13 protein-coding genes and 1 riboswitch are annotated in these 15,682 nt (G+C 70.1%); of the genes, 4 read left to right on the forward strand and 9 right to left on the reverse strand.

All coding sequences use genetic code 11. The features are described from left to right. The first annotated feature begins 183 nt into the window (after positions 1–183). The 3 genes from FBZ89_RS12540 to FBZ89_RS12550 are packed head-to-tail and all read left to right on the forward strand — an operon-like array spanning position 184 to position 4,328. Positions 184–1,683 carry a glycosyltransferase family 9 protein gene (locus FBZ89_RS12540; RefSeq protein WP_145750300.1) on the forward strand — a complete coding sequence of 500 codons (1,500 nt, stop codon included), beginning with the start codon at positions 184–186 and terminating at the stop codon, positions 1,681–1,683. Between the two features lie 15 nt (positions 1,684–1,698). Next, on the forward strand, positions 1,699–3,180 hold the full coding sequence (locus FBZ89_RS12545; RefSeq protein WP_145750301.1) for a glycosyltransferase family 9 protein: 1,482 nt from the start codon (positions 1,699–1,701) through the stop codon (positions 3,178–3,180). Continuing rightward, positions 3,177–4,328, forward strand: coding sequence for a glycoside hydrolase family 99-like domain-containing protein (locus FBZ89_RS12550; RefSeq protein WP_145750302.1), 1,152 nt, complete (start codon positions 3,177–3,179; stop codon positions 4,326–4,328). Before FBZ89_RS12545 ends, FBZ89_RS12550 begins: the two co-directional genes overlap by 4 nt. Here FBZ89_RS12550 and FBZ89_RS12555 read toward each other — a convergent pair. Further along, positions 4,314–5,468, reverse strand: coding sequence for an FAD-dependent oxidoreductase (locus tag FBZ89_RS12555; protein ID WP_246172155.1), 1,155 nt, complete (start codon positions 5,466–5,468; stop codon positions 4,314–4,316). The two genes, FBZ89_RS12550 and FBZ89_RS12555, sit on opposite strands and share 15 nt — an antisense overlap. Positions 5,469–5,544: 76 nt before the next feature. Between FBZ89_RS12555 and FBZ89_RS12560 the strand changes: the two genes are divergently transcribed. Next, positions 5,545–6,207 carry a TetR/AcrR family transcriptional regulator gene (locus tag FBZ89_RS12560; protein WP_145750303.1) on the forward strand — a complete coding sequence of 221 codons (663 nt, stop codon included), beginning with the start codon at positions 5,545–5,547 and terminating at the stop codon, positions 6,205–6,207. 69 nt (positions 6,208–6,276) lie between these two features. Here the strand turns inward: FBZ89_RS12560 and thiC are convergent, their stop codons facing one another. The 8 genes from thiC to FBZ89_RS12600 all read right to left on the reverse strand — a co-directional run bounded on the left by thiC (position 6,277) and on the right by FBZ89_RS12600 (position 15,518). Further along, the gene (gene thiC, locus FBZ89_RS12565) at positions 6,277–8,133 is read right to left on the reverse strand and encodes a phosphomethylpyrimidine synthase ThiC (RefSeq protein WP_246172156.1); all 1,857 of its coding nucleotides are present in this window, start codon (positions 8,131–8,133) and stop codon (positions 6,277–6,279) included. A gap of 173 nt (positions 8,134–8,306) precedes the next feature. Then, a riboswitch (TPP riboswitch) is annotated at positions 8,307–8,417 on the reverse strand. A 187-nt stretch (positions 8,418–8,604) separates the two neighbouring features. Next, entirely contained in the window at positions 8,605–9,948 is a 1,344-nt protein-coding gene (locus FBZ89_RS12570) for a lysozyme inhibitor LprI family protein (protein WP_145750304.1), read from the reverse strand. An 80-nt stretch (positions 9,949–10,028) separates the two neighbouring features. Then, positions 10,029–11,366, reverse strand: coding sequence for a lysozyme inhibitor LprI family protein (locus FBZ89_RS12575; protein ID WP_145750305.1), 1,338 nt, complete (start codon positions 11,364–11,366; stop codon positions 10,029–10,031). Between the two features lie 86 nt (positions 11,367–11,452). After that, the gene (locus FBZ89_RS12580; RefSeq protein ID WP_145750306.1) at positions 11,453–11,806 is read right to left on the reverse strand and encodes a cytochrome c; all 354 of its coding nucleotides are present in this window, start codon (positions 11,804–11,806) and stop codon (positions 11,453–11,455) included. A 16-nt stretch (positions 11,807–11,822) separates the two neighbouring features. Continuing rightward, positions 11,823–13,037 carry a molybdopterin-dependent oxidoreductase gene (locus FBZ89_RS12585; protein WP_145750307.1) on the reverse strand — a complete coding sequence of 405 codons (1,215 nt, stop codon included), beginning with the start codon at positions 13,035–13,037 and terminating at the stop codon, positions 11,823–11,825. A 168-nt stretch (positions 13,038–13,205) separates the two neighbouring features. After that, positions 13,206–13,511: a hypothetical protein gene (locus tag FBZ89_RS12590; protein ID WP_145750308.1), complete on the reverse strand. Its 306-nt coding sequence runs from the start codon at positions 13,509–13,511 to the stop codon at positions 13,206–13,208. A gap of 49 nt (positions 13,512–13,560) precedes the next feature. Then, positions 13,561–13,992, reverse strand: coding sequence for a protein tyrosine phosphatase family protein (locus FBZ89_RS12595; protein WP_211115207.1), 432 nt, complete (start codon positions 13,990–13,992; stop codon positions 13,561–13,563). Positions 13,993–14,195: 203 nt separating this feature from the next. After that, positions 14,196–15,518, reverse strand: coding sequence for a Xaa-Pro dipeptidase (locus FBZ89_RS12600; protein ID WP_145750309.1), 1,323 nt, complete (start codon positions 15,516–15,518; stop codon positions 14,196–14,198). Between the last annotated feature and the right edge of the window lie 164 nt (positions 15,519–15,682).

Consider the following 15,682-nt stretch of genomic DNA (forward strand, 5'->3'; position numbering starts at 1 on the left):
ATGCTGGCACTGTGGCGGGAAGTCGGACGGCCCACCACCGGCGGGGCGGCGGCCACCCTCCGCGCAAATACCGCGCCTGTTTTGGCGGCCCCGTCCGTGTAGCTAAAATTGAATCTATTTTTGCCGGTACCACCTGGGGGCACCACCCGGGGGCGGGGCGCCGGCTGACCCGTGGGGGCGGCGATGCTGAGCAGTCTGGCGATAACGGCCGGCGGGGTGGAATCCTTCGACTTCCGCTTTTCCACCGGCGCGCTTACGCCCAACGACATCCTGGACAGCGCCACCACGCCCCCCGGCCGCTATGTGTGGGAGGTGGCGCGCCGCACCCTGGCCGCCTGTCCCGCCGCCGACGCCGTGGTGGTCAGCAACCCCATCCTGCCCATCCGCGCCAGCCGCCTGGCCAAGCTGGTGCTGCCGGGCGGGCCGTTGCCGGCCCCGGCGGTGGTGACGGACGAGGGCACCTTCCCCATCGCCTACATCCTGCCGCGCCGACTGCTGGCTGAGGGCCTGGGCCGCTTCCTCTGCCTGCTGTCGGTCAGCCGCTCCGCCGCCGACGCCCAGTTGCTGTCGCGGCTGACGGGGGGCGGTTTCGTGCCCCGACGGCCCACCCCCCTGCGCGCCATCGGGTCCCTGCCGGAAAGCACGCCCCAGGGCTTCGTCCTGGGGGATAACCTGGAGGCCTGGCTGGTCCAGTGCGTCAACGCCGTGAAGCTGATGCGGGCGCGGGACGATTGGCGCGACCTGCCCTTCGCCGCCCACCACCCGGGCCATGCCGGCGACGTGCTGTTCTTCAGCCTGGCCTCGCGCCTGGTGCCGGACGAGCATCTGGCCTTCCAGTCCCAGGTGGTGTGCCGGGCCTATCTGGACATCTTCCAGGACTGCGGCAACCGGCTGGCGCCCATCGTGCTGGACATCCCGCCGGCGCCGCGCAACACCGACGTGGGCGACGGCCGCTATTTCATCGACAGCCTGGCCCACCTGCCGCCGGGCGTGGATGAGGAGACCTTCATCGTCTTCTCCCGCTATTCCAAGGCCTACGCCAAGTCGCCCTTCAACCTCATCGACCATGCGCGGTTCAGCCTGGGCGACCCGGTGTCCACCGTCGCCGACACGCTCTATGCACGCCCGCCCGCCGTCCAGCACCGCCCGGCACCCCTGCCGCCCGGCGGGCCCGTGCGGGTGCTGATGCAGCTGACCGGCGGCTGGGACCTCAAGACCTATCCGGCCCGGGACAGGCGCGTGCTGATCCGTGCCCTGACCGATCTGGGCTGCGCCGTGACGGTCATCGATCTGCCCGACGCCGCGGCCGACGGCGCCACAGTGGTCACGGCCGGCAGCACCAGCGCGTTGAAGGCCCTGCTGGCCGACCATCACGTCTTCCTCAGCGTCGACAGCTTCCCCCTGCATTTCGCCAGCCAGATCCTGGGGCATCCCACCGTCGCCATCTTCGGCTGCACCGCCCCCGGCAATTCCGATGCGCCCCGGCGCCCGGGCTACCGCCTGCCGGCCCCCGCCTTGCCCTGCGGTCCCTGCGGCTGCCTGGATTATTGCCCCGTGCTGATGACCCGCGACTGTGCCAACCAGCCCCCCCCGGCCCAGCTGGTGGCCGCCATCCTGGAGGTGGCGGCCGAGGTCTACGGCGCCGGCCCGCCCTCCGTCCTGGGCCTGGGCGACGCGGCGTAGGAAGGGGCAGGGGCCATGCTGGGCGGTGTCGCGATCACCGGTGGGCGGATGGAGGCGTTCGACTTCCGTTACTCCATGGGCTGCCTGTCGTGGGGGGAGCTGCTGGACAGCGCCACCTCACCCCCCGGCCGGTATGTGTGGGAGGTGGCGCGCCGCACCCTGGCGCGCGTGCCCGGGGCCGACGCGGTGGTGGTCAGCAACCCGCTGCTGGCCTCGCGCGGCGCCCGGCTGGCTGACCTGCTGCGCGGCGGCGACACGCTGCGCTGTCCCTGCGTGCTGACGGACGCGGAGACCTTTCCCGTCGCCTACGTCCTGCCGCGCGCCCTGTTCGACCAGGGCCTGGGCCGCTTCCTCTGCCTGCTCTCATCCAACCGGGCGGCGACCGACGCGCAGCTGCTGTCGCAACTGACCGGCCAGATCGTGCCCCGGCGCCAGACGCCGCTGAAGCCGCTGGTCCCGCTGCCCAAGATCACCGCCCAGGGCTATATCCTGGGCGACAACCTGGCCGCCTGGCGGATGCAATGCGCCGATGCCGTGCGGCTGATCCGCACGCGGGCGGACTGGCGCCGGCTGCCTTTCGCCGCCCACCACCCGGGCCATGCCGGCGACGTGCTGTTCTTCAGCCTGGCGTCGCGCCTGGTGCCGGCGGGCCATCTGATCTTTCAGCGTCAGGTGGTCTGCCGCGACTATCTGGACATTTTCCACGACTGCGGCAACCGGCTGGACCCCATCGTGCTGGACATCCCGCCGGTCAGCCGCACGGGCGAGGTGTCGGACGGGCGCTATCACCTGGACAGCTTGGCGCACATCGACCCGGCGGTGCGGGCCGGCACCTTCATGGTCTATTGCCGCTTCTCCAAATCCTATTCCCGCACGCCCTTCAACCTGGTGGACCAGGCGTGCTTTGCCCTGGGCGATCCGGTGGCGACGCTGGACGACACCCTCTACCGCCGCGCCCCCGTGGTGGTCAGCCGCTGCGCCCGGCCGCCGGCCCCCTTGCGGGTGCTGATGCAGCTGTCGGGCGGCTGGCCGCTGAAGGCCTATCCCGGCGCCCAAGCCCGCGTGCTGGTCCGCGCCCTGGCGCGCCTGGGCTGCGCCGTCACCGTGCTGGACGCGCCGGACCTGGCGGCGGACGGCGCCACCCCGGCCACGGCGGGCAGCACTGGGCGGCTGGCGGCCCTGATCCGCGACCATCATGTCATGGTCAGCGTCGACAGTTTCCCCCTGCATTTCGCCAGCCAGATCCTGGGCCATCCCACCGTGGCGGTGTTCGGCCCCACCTTTCCCGGCAATTCCGACGCGCCCCGGCGCGCGGGCTATCGCCTGCCCACGCCGGCGCTGCCCTGCGCCCCTTGCGGCGGCTACAAGGCCTGCCCGCTGGACAATGGACCGGTATGCGGGAACCACCCGGCGCCCGCCGACCTGGTGGCCGCCGTCCTGGAGGTGGCGGCGGAGGCCTATGGCACCCCCGTCCGTGAAAGAGGAGACGCGGCATGATCCCGCCCCTGAACCTGCGCGTCCTGGCCTTCTTCGACGCCCGCTTCCAGTCATCCGGCCCGCTGTGGCAGGCGCTGGGCGGCGGCGATCCCTGGGCACGGGCGCTGGACGCCTATCCCGCCCGGCGCCACCACAGCCCGTTGCTGCAGCCGGGCAAGGTGCTGGGGCGCTACGATCTGGCGGACGCGGCCGGCGCCGGGCGGGTGGTGGCGGTGGCGCGGGCCACCGGCATCGGCGGTTTCGTCCTGGACTGCCACCGGTTTAAGGGCGGTTACCTCACGGGGGCGGAGTGCCTGGACGCCTGGTGCGATGACGATTTCGGCCTGGCCTTCCGCTGGACGCCGGCGCCGGCGGAAGACCCGGCCTCCGATGCCGCCACCCTGATGGCGTCCCTCGCCGGTTTCAGCCCCCTGTTGGCCGACGGCCGCCAGCTGCTGGTGGTGAACGAGCCCTATACGCTGACCGACCCGGCGGGCACGGTGGCCTTGCTGCGCCGGGCGGCCGACGCCGCCGGCCTGGGCGGCCTCTACCTCGTCGCCACGGCGGCGGAGGCGCGCGGCGGCTTGCTGGACGCCGGCTTCGACGCGCTGCTGGATCCCGGCCCGGCGCAATGGCGCTCCTGCAAGCCGGCGGAACTGCTGAACGGCTATACCTTCCTGCAGGCGGAGGCGGGGCAGGCCGACAGCGGCATGTTCGACGACACCATCATGAGCTATGCGCAGTTCGTGAACAGCCGCATGATCGACCGCCCCAGCCGGGGCAAGGTCTTTCCCCGCGTGGTGCTGGACTTCGCCGACTGGCCCGACCATCCCCAGGGCGGGGCGACGCTGTTGGCCAGCACCAGTTCCGTGCTGTACCGCCGCTTCCTGGCCGGGGCCATGGCCCATGTCGCCCAGCATTTTCCGGAAGCGGAGCGGCTGGTCTTCATCGACAGCTGGAACCATTGGCGCCGGCGCAGCCAGATCGAACCCACCACCCAGTTCGGCAGCACCGTGCTGGATGAGACCGCCAACGGCATCCGCCAGGGCGGCTACGTCGCCTTGACCCGGGTGGGCGAACCCACCCCCGGCCGCGCGCCCGGGGTGGATTACGACGCCATCGCCGCCCTGTGCCGCCAGATCGAGGAAGATCTGTCAGCCTTCCCCTGAGGCATCCCGGCGTGAGAAGGCGCCGGCGAAGAAGTCGAGCAAGCCGAAGGGCGCGCTGTCGCCCAGGCAGAGATCCAGGATGCGGTGCGCGCCGGTGGCGGCCGCCGCGCTGCGCGGGAACATCACGAATTCATAGGCGGCCAGGGCCGCCTCTATATCACCCGGGTGCGCCGCGATGGCCTGCGCCAGCTCGGCACCGTCCAGCATGGCCAGGTTGGCGCCTTCCCCGGCCGGCGGGGCCAGGTGGGCGGCGTCGCCCAGTAGCGTGACGCCCGGCACGCGGGGCCACTGGTGGCCGCTGGGCAGGGTGTGCAGGGGGCGCGGCACCGGTGGCGTGTCGCTGTGGGTGATCAGCGCGGTCAGCGCCGGCGCCCATCCGTCGAATTCCGCAGCGAGCCGTGCCTTCGCGGCGGCCGCGTCACCGAAGTCGATGGCGGCGATCCATTCGGCCGGCCGCCTCAGACCGATATAGGCGTGCAGGGTGCCGCCAGGCTCACGATGGGCGAAGATACCCCGGCCCGGCGTCATGGCGAACAGCGCTCCGCCGCCCACTGCCTGGGCCGTTGCCGGATATCGCGCGTCGGCGTCGAATAGATAGGTGTCAATGAAGGTGGCGCCGACATAGGCGGGCGTGGCGTCCGACAGCAGCGGCCGGACCTTGGACCAGGCGCCGTCGGCCCCGACCAGCAGATCGGTGGTCACAGTCGATCCGTCCGTGAAGCTCAGCGCGTGCCGGCCGTCGCCCAGCGCCGCGACGCCGGTCAGCTTCCGGCCCCACCGGACGGTTTCCGCCGGCAGGCTGTCCAATAGCAGGCGCCGCAATTCCCCCCGCAGGACCTCGGGCCGGCTGCCCGTGCCGTCGTCGGGCTGATCCAACAGCACCCGCCCCTGCGGGTCCAGCACCCGCGACGCTTCCCCACCGGGATGGATCAGGGCGCGGAACGGGTCGAACAGGCCGGCGGCCTTCAGCGCCCACTGCCCGTCCCGCGCATGGATGTCCAGCATGCCGCCCTGCGCGCGGGCGCCGGCCGACGCCTCCGCCTCATAAATCGTGGCGGGGATGCCATGGACATGCAGGACGCGGGCGAGGGTGAGGCCGCCTAGGCCGGCGCCGACAATAGTGACCGGTGTCGTCATCATGCTTCCTTCAGAAGATTGGAACGACGTTCCATGGATATTAATTGGAGCGCCGTTCCAGTGCTGTCAAGGTGTGTTCATGACGACCAGGACCCACCGGCGCGCGGATGCGCTTTCAAAAGAAAAGATCGTCGAGGCCGCGATCGCGATCCTTGATGAGGGGGGCGAGGGCGCCTTGACCTTCCGGGCGCTGGCGGCCCGCCTGGCGACGGGCAGCGGGGCGATCTACTGGCATGTCGCCGACAAGGGCGACCTGTTGGCGGCGGCCACGGACACGATCATCACCCAGGCCCTGGCCGGCGTGGCCCTGGACCTGGATCCCCGGCAGGGCATCCGGGCCCTGGCGCTGCGGCTGTTCGACGCCATCGACGCGCACCCCTGGGTGGGCGCCCAGGTCTCGCGTGAGCCATGGCAGCCGGCGATGCTGCGGATATTCGAGGGAATAGGCGGCCGGCTGATGGCGTTGGGCGTGCCGGAACGCGCCTGGTTCGACGCCTGGTCCGCGCTGGTCAACTACATCTTCGGCGTTGCCGGGCAGAACGCGGCCAACGCCCGCCAGCATGCGCCCGATACCGACCGCTCGGCCGCCCTGGCCGCCATCGCCGCGCGCTGGGCGCGGCTGGACCCGATCGAGTATCCTTTCCTGCGCCAACTGGCCGACCCCCTGCGGGACCATGACGACCGCGACCAGTTCCTGGCCGGCCTCGACCTGATCCTGGCCGGCATCGCGACGGTGCGATAGAAGTTCCCCGCCGGCGTGGCAACCGGCGGGGATCAAGCAGGGATCCCAAGCGGGGATCCCAAGCTGGGATCAGGGTGCGGAGTGATAAATCTCCGCGCCCTGCGCCAGGAAGGCCTCCGACATCTCGGCCATGCCCTTTTCCGCTTCCACGAAGCTTCCCTCCACGCCGGCCAGGTCGCGCACCTCCTGGCTGATCTTCATGGAGCAGAACTTCGGCCCGCACATGCTGCAGAAATGCGCCAGCTTGGCGCCGTCGGCGGGCAGGGTCTGGTCGTGGAACTTCTCCGCCGTTTCCGGATCCAGCGACAGGTTGAACTGGTCGCGCCAGCGGAACTCGAACCGGGCGCGGCTCAGGGCGTCGTCGCGCAGCCGGGCGGCGGGGTGGCCCTTGGCCAGGTCGGCCGCGTGCGCCGCGATCTTGTAGGTGACGACACCCACCTTCACGTCGTCGCGGTCGGGCAGGCCCAGATGCTCCTTGGGCGTGACGTAGCAGAGCATGGCGGTGCCGAACCAGCCGATCTGGGCGGCGCCGATGGCGCTGGTGATGTGGTCATAGCCGGGGGCGATGTCGGTGGTCAGGGGCCCCAGCGTGTAGAATGGCGCCTCGCCGCACCACTTCAGCTGCAGGTCCATGTTCTCCTTGATCTTGTGCATGGGCACATGGCCCGGGCCCTCGATCATCACCTGCACGTCGTGCTTCCAGGCGATCTGCGTCAGCTCGCCCAGGGTCTTCAGCTCGGCGAACTGGGCGGCGTCGTTGGCGTCGGCGATGCTGCCGGGCCGCAGGCCGTCGCCCAGCGAGAAGGCCACGTCATAGGCCTTCATGATCTGGCAGATTTCCTCAAAGCGGGTGTAGAGGAAATTCTCCTTGTGATGCGCCAGGCACCACTTGGCCATGATGGACCCGCCGCGCGAGACGATGCCGGTCACGCGCTTGGCGGTCAGGGGGATGTGGGCCAGGCGCACGCCGGCGTGGATGGTGAAGTAGTCCACGCCCTGCTCGCACTGCTCCACCAGGGTGTCGCGGAACACCTCCCACGTCAGGTCCTCGGCCTTGCCGTTCACCTTCTCCAGCGCCTGGTAGATGGGCACGGTGCCGATGGGAACCGGGCTGTTGCGGATGATCCATTCGCGGATGGTGTGGATGTTGCGGCCGGTGGACAGGTCCATGACCGTGTCGGCACCCCAGCGGATGGACCACACCAGCTTGTCCACCTCTTCCGCCACCGATGAGGTGACGGCGGAATTGCCGATGTTGGCGTTGATCTTGACCAGGAAGTTGCGGCCGATGGCCATCGGCTCCGATTCCGGGTGGTTGATGTTGTTGGGGATGATGGCGCGGCCGCGCGCGACCTCATCCCGCACGAACTCCGGCGTCACAAAGTCCGGGATGGCGGCGCCGAAGCTTTCGCCGTCGCGCTCCAGCCGGTCCTTCAGCGCCTGGCGGCCCAGGTTCTCGCGGATGGCGACGTATTCCATCTCCGGCGTCACGATGCCGGCGCGGGCGTAGGCCAGCTGGGTGACAGCCCGGCCATCCTTGGCGCGCAGGGGCAGGCGGCCGGCGCGGTCGAACACCGGCACGGGGCTGCTCTCCCCCTCCCTCAACCCGTTGTCCACCGCCTGGATGGCGCGGCCGTCATAACGCTCCACATCACCCCGGCCCTCGACCCAGCTGCGGCGCAGCTCGGCCAGGCCCTGGCGAATGTCGGTGGTCACGGCCGGGTCGGTATAGGGGCCGGACGGGTCGTAGACGCGCACCGGCGGCTCATTGGCGCTGGGGCTCAGGTCGATCTCGCGCATGGCCACGCGCAGGTCGGGGTGCAGGGTGCCCGGGATGTGGACCTTGCGAGAGGCGGGCAGGGGCCCGGTGGTGACGGCGAAGCCGTCGCTTCCCGGAATCGCGGCCGGGGTCAGGGTATCGGGCATAGGGTCGTGCTCCTCCGTAGTCCGGCGCCCTTGGCTCTCTGGCCGTTGATGCGTCCGGCACGTCACATGTCGCCAACCCGGGGCAACGGACGATGGGGAGGAGGAAGGCGGCCGCTTGCGGTTCGCGGTCTACAGGGCGGATGCGCGTGTGGTCCCCAATGGCGGGTGGATACGCGAAGGCCCCTGTTCCCATCCCTACGCCGGTACGATCCGGATCAGGTTCAAAGGGTCCCCGCGTCTCTCCGCGGATCTCAGCGCCCTCCGGCGCACCCCTGGAACGAAAGCCGCACTGTGCGCGCCCCAGGGCACGGGTGTCAATGGGCGGGAAAATGGGGAGGTGGGGGAATGGTTGGGGTGGCGTTTGGCTCCGCCGGCTGGAGAGCATCAGTCGGTTTCGACGGCGGAGACGGTCTTGATGCTGGGATGACCAATACGCACACGGTCAATGATGTAGCCGGCCACGGGGGGTAGTTAAGGCTTCTCCGCCTCGGCCGGGGTCACGGTGGCTTTCACGGTTGGCGCACCGATGGCGTGGGGGCTGGTGATGAACCCGGCGACCGGCTTCCACTTGCCATCCTTCTGGTGCCAGGCACTGATGAGGAAATCATCCAGAGGTTGGTCATGGGATGTGGCAAGGCCATTGATGCCGATCACCAGCGGTTCTTTGGTTTCCCGCCAAAGATGATGGGGTCCGCCCTCGACCTGGACACTTGCCCAGCCCTTCAATGCAGGGAAAGCGTTTAGAACCGGATTGTCCATCATCGTGTCGTCGTCCAGGTCGATGGCCGGCATCTCCAAACCCGGAAAGCGATAGCCGGGGCCGGGCCCCTGCGTGTCGGGCTCCGGCCCGCCGAAGATGCGGGACCAGTCCAGAGCGCGGCGCTTCAGGGCCTCGCATGTCACCGCGTCCGCATCGCAACCGAAGTCCGCCACCGAATAGTCGTGGTCATAGGTGATGTCGATGTCGCAGACATCACCCCACTGCACGCCCTGCGCCTGGCGAATGCTCAGACTATCGTCATTCCACATCACCAGCGCCGGCCGGCTGATAGCCTCGCCGGCAAGGGTGATCATGTCGAAGCCGGCTTCGTGCCTGCCGTCATGACAGAAATCGTCGTCGGTCCCTTTCGGCTGGGGCAGCGCCTGGAAAGCGCCACGGGGTGTTCGTCGGAAGACTACGAAATTGGAACACGAGGCCCATATTCCGCCAGTAATGTTGATTTGGGCGAAGGCGTAATCCTTGCCGATGGGTTTGGCCGAACCGGTAGGAATTGTGTCGCCACCGCGCATGTCCTTGGTTTTTTGGATAAGCTGTATCTCCAGATCCTCGGTGAAGGATTGCTCCGGCGTTGGTCGGGATGTGAGTCCGGCTTTCAGCAACTGATCCGGCCAGGGGCCGCCCTGGACCTGGCTGCCGGGTGCACGCAGGACGCGAAGGGTGGCCGCTACCCGTTCGCAGATGGGCAGTGGCGCCTTTTGGGTGGCCAACACGGACAGCGCGGCGCGGCGGGCGGCCAGCCAGTCGGCCAGTCGCTCCTTGCTGAATGGGGGCTGGCCGGGTGGGGTATCCCGGCCCTGCAGCCAGCGCCGTTGCTCGACCTTCAGGCCGTCGGCCGCCGGCCCGGCCTTGCCCAGCGCATTTTTGTAGAGCGCCGCGATGTCCGCATCCAGCGCCGCCAGCTTGGGGTCGGCACAGATGGCCTTTTCCGCCGGTTTAACGGCGGCGGCGCAGTCGAAGCTGGGGTTGGCGGTGGCCGCCTGCGCGATGCCGGAGAGAAACAGGGCGGTGGCGCTCAACAATGGCAGGCGGTTCATGGTGGCAGGCAACCGATGGTGGAGATTGCCGACAGGATTAAGCATCCCTGCCAGGAACGCCACTGGATGTTAGGCGGACATCAGGGCTGGCGCGTCGCAACCGTCACCGTCGGCACCCCCACCCGCACCTGGTTGATGGTGTAGGCGGCCAACGGCACCAGGGTGCCGCCCTCGCGGCGCCAGGCGCCCAGGATCATGGGGCCGGGGCGCCAGTTCAGCATGCCGGGCGACAGGCGCAGGATCAGGGGGCCGCCGGGGCCGTGCCACGCCAGCAGGGGGGCCTCCTCCTCGAAATTGGGTAGGCCGGTGTAGGTCCAGCCTTTCACGCTGGGGATGGCCAGGAAGGCGGGGACGAAGCTGCCCGTATAGGGGGCCAGGCCGTCCAGGGCAGGATAGTCGGGGCGGCCCGGGGGATGGTCGGCGCCGATGGACCAGGGGCTGGCGGCCAGGGCGGTGGCCCAGCGTGGGGCCGCCTCGGTCAGCGCCTTGCAGGTGGCGGCGTCGGCGGCGCAGCGGCCGTCGCCCAGTCGGAACTCGGTCTGGTAGGTCGCCTCGATACGGCAGGCCGCGCCCCAGCGGTCGCGGTGCGCTTGGCGGATGCGGATCTCGGGCCGGGTGGGAAGCGCCATGGGCCGGCTGGGGCCGGAATCCTGGGCGAAGAAGACCGCGGCGCCGGTGGCATCCAGGCCGAAGCCGGCGCTTTCCGACCAGCAATAGGCGGGCTTGTCCGCCGGCCGGGCCTCGGGCGGCGGCAGGGCGGGGCCGCCGTTGCCGGCCGTGTCCAGCCAATGGACGCTGAAGCTGGTGCAGTCAGCGGCGTCGTCCAGCGCCGTCACCGCCACATGGGCGCGGCCGAAGGGCACCACGGCCATCTGGTCGCCCGCGTCCTGCGTCGCCTCCGGCGGCAGGCGGTCGCGCCACGCCGGGGTCAGTTCCTGCTCCGGCGCCGGGGTCAGCAGGCCGGCCCCGATGAGCTGCTCATCCAAATCGCCCACGGGCGGGCCGCCATCCAGCCCGCGCGCGGCGGCCAGGGTGGCGGCGGCGCGCGCGCAGAAGGGCTGGTCCGGCTTGGCCGCCCGCACGGCCAGGGCGGCGCGGCGCAGGGGCAGGGCGCGGGCCAGGCAGGTGCGCGCCCGCTCGTCATCCGCCGGGGCCAGGTCGCCGCACAGCCGGTCGCGCGTCGCCAGCCAGCGCGCCTGCTCGGCGATCACGGCGGCCGCGTGCGCCCCCGCCCTGGCGACGGCCTGCCTGTACAGGCGCGCGATTCCGGCGTCCTCGGCCCGCAGGGCCGGGTTGGCGCAGATCATCCGTTCCGTGCGCTTGCCCGCCGTCGCGCAAGGGGTGGCCGCCAGGGCCGGAGATGCCAGCGACAGCACGATGGCGGCGGCTGCGGGCAGCAGGACACGGTGTCGGATCACGGGACTGGGCAACCTGCGTCGTCGGCGGGGCCGACAAGATCAGGCATATGGGCCGCGATTGCCACAGGATCGTTGGCCCCGCCGTCCTAGCGTTGGGCCAGATAGTCGATGATGGCCGGGATGTCGCCGGCGTCGATGGGCGCCTTGTAGGTCTGGATCATCTTGTTCACGATCTCCGCCCACTTCTCGCGCCGGAAGGGGGGCTGCCTCAGCACCATGCCGGCCGAATGGCAGGTTAGGCAGTTGTTGTTGACGGCCGCCGCGTCGGCGCCGGGGAACTCCCGGTCCGACTGGGGCAGGTCCACGGTCACGGACCGCAGGGTGACGCCCCCGGGGCCCGTCACGGTGGTGGTGTCAGGTGCGGCCAAAGCGGATGCGGTGAAGGCGGGCGTGGCGAGGCCGGCGGCGGCGATGGCCAGAAGAATCCCGATGCGGGTCATGGTGCGCCCTCCTCCGTCACGCGGCCGTCAGCGTGGTCGTCTCGACCACGTTGCGCATGAAGCCGTTGGGGTTCCAGTTGGCCACCAGGGGCTGGACCTCCCCGGCGGTGTTGGTGCAGCGGGCCATCAGCCGCACGGATCCTGCGGCCGGGCCGGGGGCGGTGAACCGCCATTGGCGGAAGCTGTAGCGCCCCTCATCCCGCTCCAGTTGGGCCCGCCCCCAGGTGGTGCCGCCATCGGCGGACACTTCCACCCTCGCCACCCCCTGGTCGCCGCCGAAGGCCAGGCCGCGCAGGGCCAGGGGCTTGCCCGCCGCCACCCGCGCGCCGTCCGCCAGGTTGGTGATGAAGGAACGCGGCACCATGCGGTTGATGGGAACCTGGGCGTAGCCGGTTTCCCCCGGCGTCACCGAGGCGTGCGGCGTGTCGGGGATGCGATAGGCGGTCTTGGTCCAGTATTGGTCGTCGGCCGCGGCCAGCACCTCGATATCGCTCAGCATCTTGACCCAGTAGGTCGAATACCAGCCCGGCACCACCAGCCGCAGGGGGAAGCCGTTCAGCAGGGGCAACTGCTCGCCGTTCATCTGGAAGGCGATCATGACCTCGCCGTCCCGGGCATGATCGATGGCCAGGGACTTGCCGAAGGCGGGGGCGTCGGGCACGACCGGCTCATCCAAACCCCGGGCGCGGATGGCCACGGCGCCGGCCTTGACGCCGGCCCGGTCCAGCACGGCCTTCAGCGGCACGCCCACCCAGCGGGCGTTGCCCATGGCCCCATGCCGCCACTGGGCCCCGGCGACGCGGGGGCTGAACAGGCCGCGGGAATTGCCGGAGCATTGGTTGACCGCCGCATACTCGAGCCGTGGCATGGCCAGCAGCTCCCCCAGGCCCAGCGTCAGGGGCCGGTCCACATGGCCATGCACCTTCAGGGTGAAGGTGGCCACGTCCACCTGTTCGGGAATGCCCGCCCAGTGCCAGCGCACGAAGAACCGGTCGTTGGGGGTGAAGACACCCTGGTCGAACACCTCGAACGGCGTTTCCAGCAAGGGCGGGCGGGTCCGCTGCAGGATCATCCGCCCCTTTTGCGGGAAGGCCGTGGTGAACACGGCCTCGTCCACATTGCGTACCAGGGCGCCCAGCGCCCCGGTGGGGTGTTGCAGCGCGCCCAGGGCGGCGGCCCCCGCGATGAACCCCCGCCTGCCGATCATGGGAACCCGATGGCCTTGGTCCATGGTCCCGGACCTCCTCGCTTGGATGGCGCCAGGGCCGGGACTGTCGGGCCCGGCCTGGTTGTCCGCCCTATTGAGAGGCAGGATGACCGATCCATCCAACGCTTTGTTGGCATTGTACCGTTCGGCCTAATGGAACGGTCGTGGCCAAGCCGGCGGTGGGACCGTTGCTCAGCCGGGGTTCTTCTTGTAGGCGTCGATGACGCCGTTCCATTCTTCGATCACGCCCTTGTGCTCGGTCATGGCGTCGGTCTTGGCCTTGTCCAGGCACTTCAGGTAGGCGGTCATCTTGGTGGTGTAGTCGCCCACCTTCTTCTCCGCCGCCTCCATCTCCGGGCCCTTGGACTTCTTGCCGGGGGGCAGCTTGGGGCGGTCGGGCCGGGTGCAGGCGGAGTCCGCCGCCGCCGGCAGGGCGGTGGCGACGACGGGGGCGGCGGCCAGCAGGGCCGCCAGCGCCAGGGGGATGCGGCGGGTCATGTCGATATATTGATCAATGTTGACGATTAGTCGGCGGATGGGATCACGCTCAGCCGCGCGCCAGGCTTTCCAGGGCGCCGGCATAGGGGCTCAGGTCATAGCCCTGGCGGCCGGCGGCCTCGATGATCTCGGTCACCGGCGTGCCGTTGGCGGCGGCGCCCAGCGACCACAGGATGGTGCTGCGCGTGCCGGACCGGCAGTGCGCCAGAACCGGGCCCGGCAGCTTGGCAAGGGCCTCGGCGAAGGCGGCGGCCGTCTGCGGGCCCAGGTTGGACTGGTTGACCGGCAGGTAGACGTAGTCCAGGCCGGCCTCCTTGGCCAGCTCGGCCCCCCGGGCGGAGGTCAGCTGCCCCGGCTCTTCCCCGTCGGGGCGGTTGTTGATGATGGTGCGGAAGCCCAGCGCCTTGGCCTGGGCGAAGTCCGCCTCCTTGATCTGCGGGGCGACGCTGAGGTTGTCGGTCAGGGGACGGGGGGTCAGCATGGGGCTCTGGCTCCGGAAAGCGGACGGGAACGGCTGAAGAAACTACCCCCATTCCCCCGCCCGGTTCCAGCGTGCGTTACATCTTTCACAGGCTGGCGCGGGTTTCACAGGCCGGCGGCCGCCGGCCCGGGCCGGCCAAGCCCGTGAGGCAAGCGGGCGGATGCCCGCGCCCGCCGCCTGAGGGAACTGGAAGACTCAGCGCGTTAGCGCTGATCCTTCACCACCTCGCCGCCCTTGATCACCACGGGGATGTGCTCCAGCAGGGTGACGTCGGCCAGCGGGTCGCCCTTCACCGCCACCAGGTCGCCATAGCGGCCCACGGCCACGGCACCGATGTCCTGGGCGGTGCCCATGGCCTCGGCGGCGTTGCGGGTGGCGGCGCGGATGGCCTCCAGCGGGGTCATGCCCCACTGCACCATCTTGGCGAACTGCCTGCCGTTGTCGCCGTGCGGATAGACGCCGGCGTCGGTGCTGTAGATCATCTTGGCGCCCGCCTTCACCGCCTTGGCGAAGTTCTCGCGCTGCACGCGGCCGATCTTGCGCTCCTTCTCCAGGCTTTCCGGCAGCATGCCCACCTTGGCGCCCTCCGCCAGGATGTAATCGTCGTTGTAGATGTCCATGCCCAGCCAGGTGCCGCGCTTCTTGGCCATCTCGATGCCCTCGTCATCGATCAGGCTGGCATGCTCGATGGTGTCGATGCCGGCGCGGATGGCGGCCTTGATGCCATCGGTGCCGTGGGCGTGGGCGGCCACCTTCATGCCCAGGGCGTGGGCCTCCTTGGCGATGGCGTCCAGCTCCTCCTGCGACAGCTGCTGCGCGCCGGGGCTGTCGCCCTTGGACAGCACGCCGCCGGTGGCGCAGACCTTTACCAGGTCGGCACCGAACTTCTTCACCCAGCGCACCTTCTGCACCATGCCCCAGGGGCTGTCGGCCACACCCTCGCCCACGCGGCCATAGTCGGCCGGCAGCAGGTTCTCGTCGCAATGGCCGCCGGTGGCGCCCAGCAGGGGGCCGGAGACCTTCATGCGGGGGCCGGGCACCAGGCCATTGTCGATGGCGTTGCGCAGGGCCACGTCGGTGAAGGCGTCGGCGCCCACGTTGCGCACGGCGGTGAAGCCGGCCATCAGCGTGACCTTGGCGTTGGCGACGCCGGCGATGGCCTTGTCGGCGGTGGTGACGCCCAGCGATTCATAGCCGTTCCAGGTGGGCTGGCTGGTCATGTGGGTGTGCATGTCGATCAGGCCCGGCAGCAGGGTCAGGCCGGGCAGGGCCACCGTGCGGGCGTCGGCCGGCGCGGTCACGGCCCCTTGCGTTCCCACCGCCGCGATGCGGCCGTCGACGATCAGCACCGCCGGCCGGTCCACCACCTTGCCGGCCAGCACGTCGACCAGATGGTCGGCCGTCACCAGCACGGTGTCGGCCTGGGCGGTCCCCGTCGCCAGCAGGGCGCCCAGGCTGAGGCCGGCCAGCAGGCGCCGGGCCAGGGGGCCCAGGTGGGGGATGGATGCGGTTACGCGATTGGACATGATGCGGGGCCCCCGTTCTTTGGATTTTGCATACAGCGTCGGCGGGGAAGGTGCCCATGGCGGCTGGCCGCGTCAACGTGACAATCACGGGCGCCGGGTCCCGGCGGGCCGCCCGAAGCTGACGGAATCCTGGCATGAAAAAAATGTAAGGAATGGGCGACAGG

The organism is Nitrospirillum amazonense, assembly GCF_007828045.1.
GTDB lineage: Bacteria > Pseudomonadota > Alphaproteobacteria > Azospirillales > Azospirillaceae > Nitrospirillum > Nitrospirillum amazonense_C.

What these genes read in the sequence shown, in the direction of transcription:
- FBZ89_RS12550 (WP_145750302.1), top strand. Translation starts at nt 3,177, where the DNA reads ATGATCCCGCCCCTGAACCTGCGCGTCCTGGCCTTCTTCGACGCCCGC.
- FBZ89_RS12585 (WP_145750307.1), bottom strand. Translation starts at nt 13,037, where the DNA reads ATGGACCAAGGCCATCGGGTTCCCATGATCGGCAGGCGGGGGTTCATC.
- FBZ89_RS12560 (WP_145750303.1), top strand. Translation starts at nt 5,545, where the DNA reads ATGACGACCAGGACCCACCGGCGCGCGGATGCGCTTTCAAAAGAAAAG.
- FBZ89_RS12545 (WP_145750301.1), top strand. Translation starts at nt 1,699, where the DNA reads ATGCTGGGCGGTGTCGCGATCACCGGTGGGCGGATGGAGGCGTTCGAC.
- FBZ89_RS12580 (WP_145750306.1), bottom strand. Translation starts at nt 11,806, where the DNA reads ATGACCCGCATCGGGATTCTTCTGGCCATCGCCGCCGCCGGCCTCGCC.
- FBZ89_RS12570 (WP_145750304.1), bottom strand. Translation starts at nt 9,948, where the DNA reads ATGAACCGCCTGCCATTGTTGAGCGCCACCGCCCTGTTTCTCTCCGGC.
- FBZ89_RS12590 (WP_145750308.1), bottom strand. Translation starts at nt 13,511, where the DNA reads ATGACCCGCCGCATCCCCCTGGCGCTGGCGGCCCTGCTGGCCGCCGCC.
- FBZ89_RS12540 (WP_145750300.1), top strand. Translation starts at nt 184, where the DNA reads ATGCTGAGCAGTCTGGCGATAACGGCCGGCGGGGTGGAATCCTTCGAC.
- FBZ89_RS12595 (WP_211115207.1), bottom strand. Translation starts at nt 13,992, where the DNA reads ATGCTGACCCCCCGTCCCCTGACCGACAACCTCAGCGTCGCCCCGCAG.
- FBZ89_RS12600 (WP_145750309.1), bottom strand. Translation starts at nt 15,518, where the DNA reads ATGTCCAATCGCGTAACCGCATCCATCCCCCACCTGGGCCCCCTGGCC.
- FBZ89_RS12555 (WP_246172155.1), bottom strand. Translation starts at nt 5,468, where the DNA reads ATGATGACGACACCGGTCACTATTGTCGGCGCCGGCCTAGGCGGCCTC.
- thiC (WP_246172156.1), bottom strand. Translation starts at nt 8,133, where the DNA reads ATGCCCGATACCCTGACCCCGGCCGCGATTCCGGGAAGCGACGGCTTC.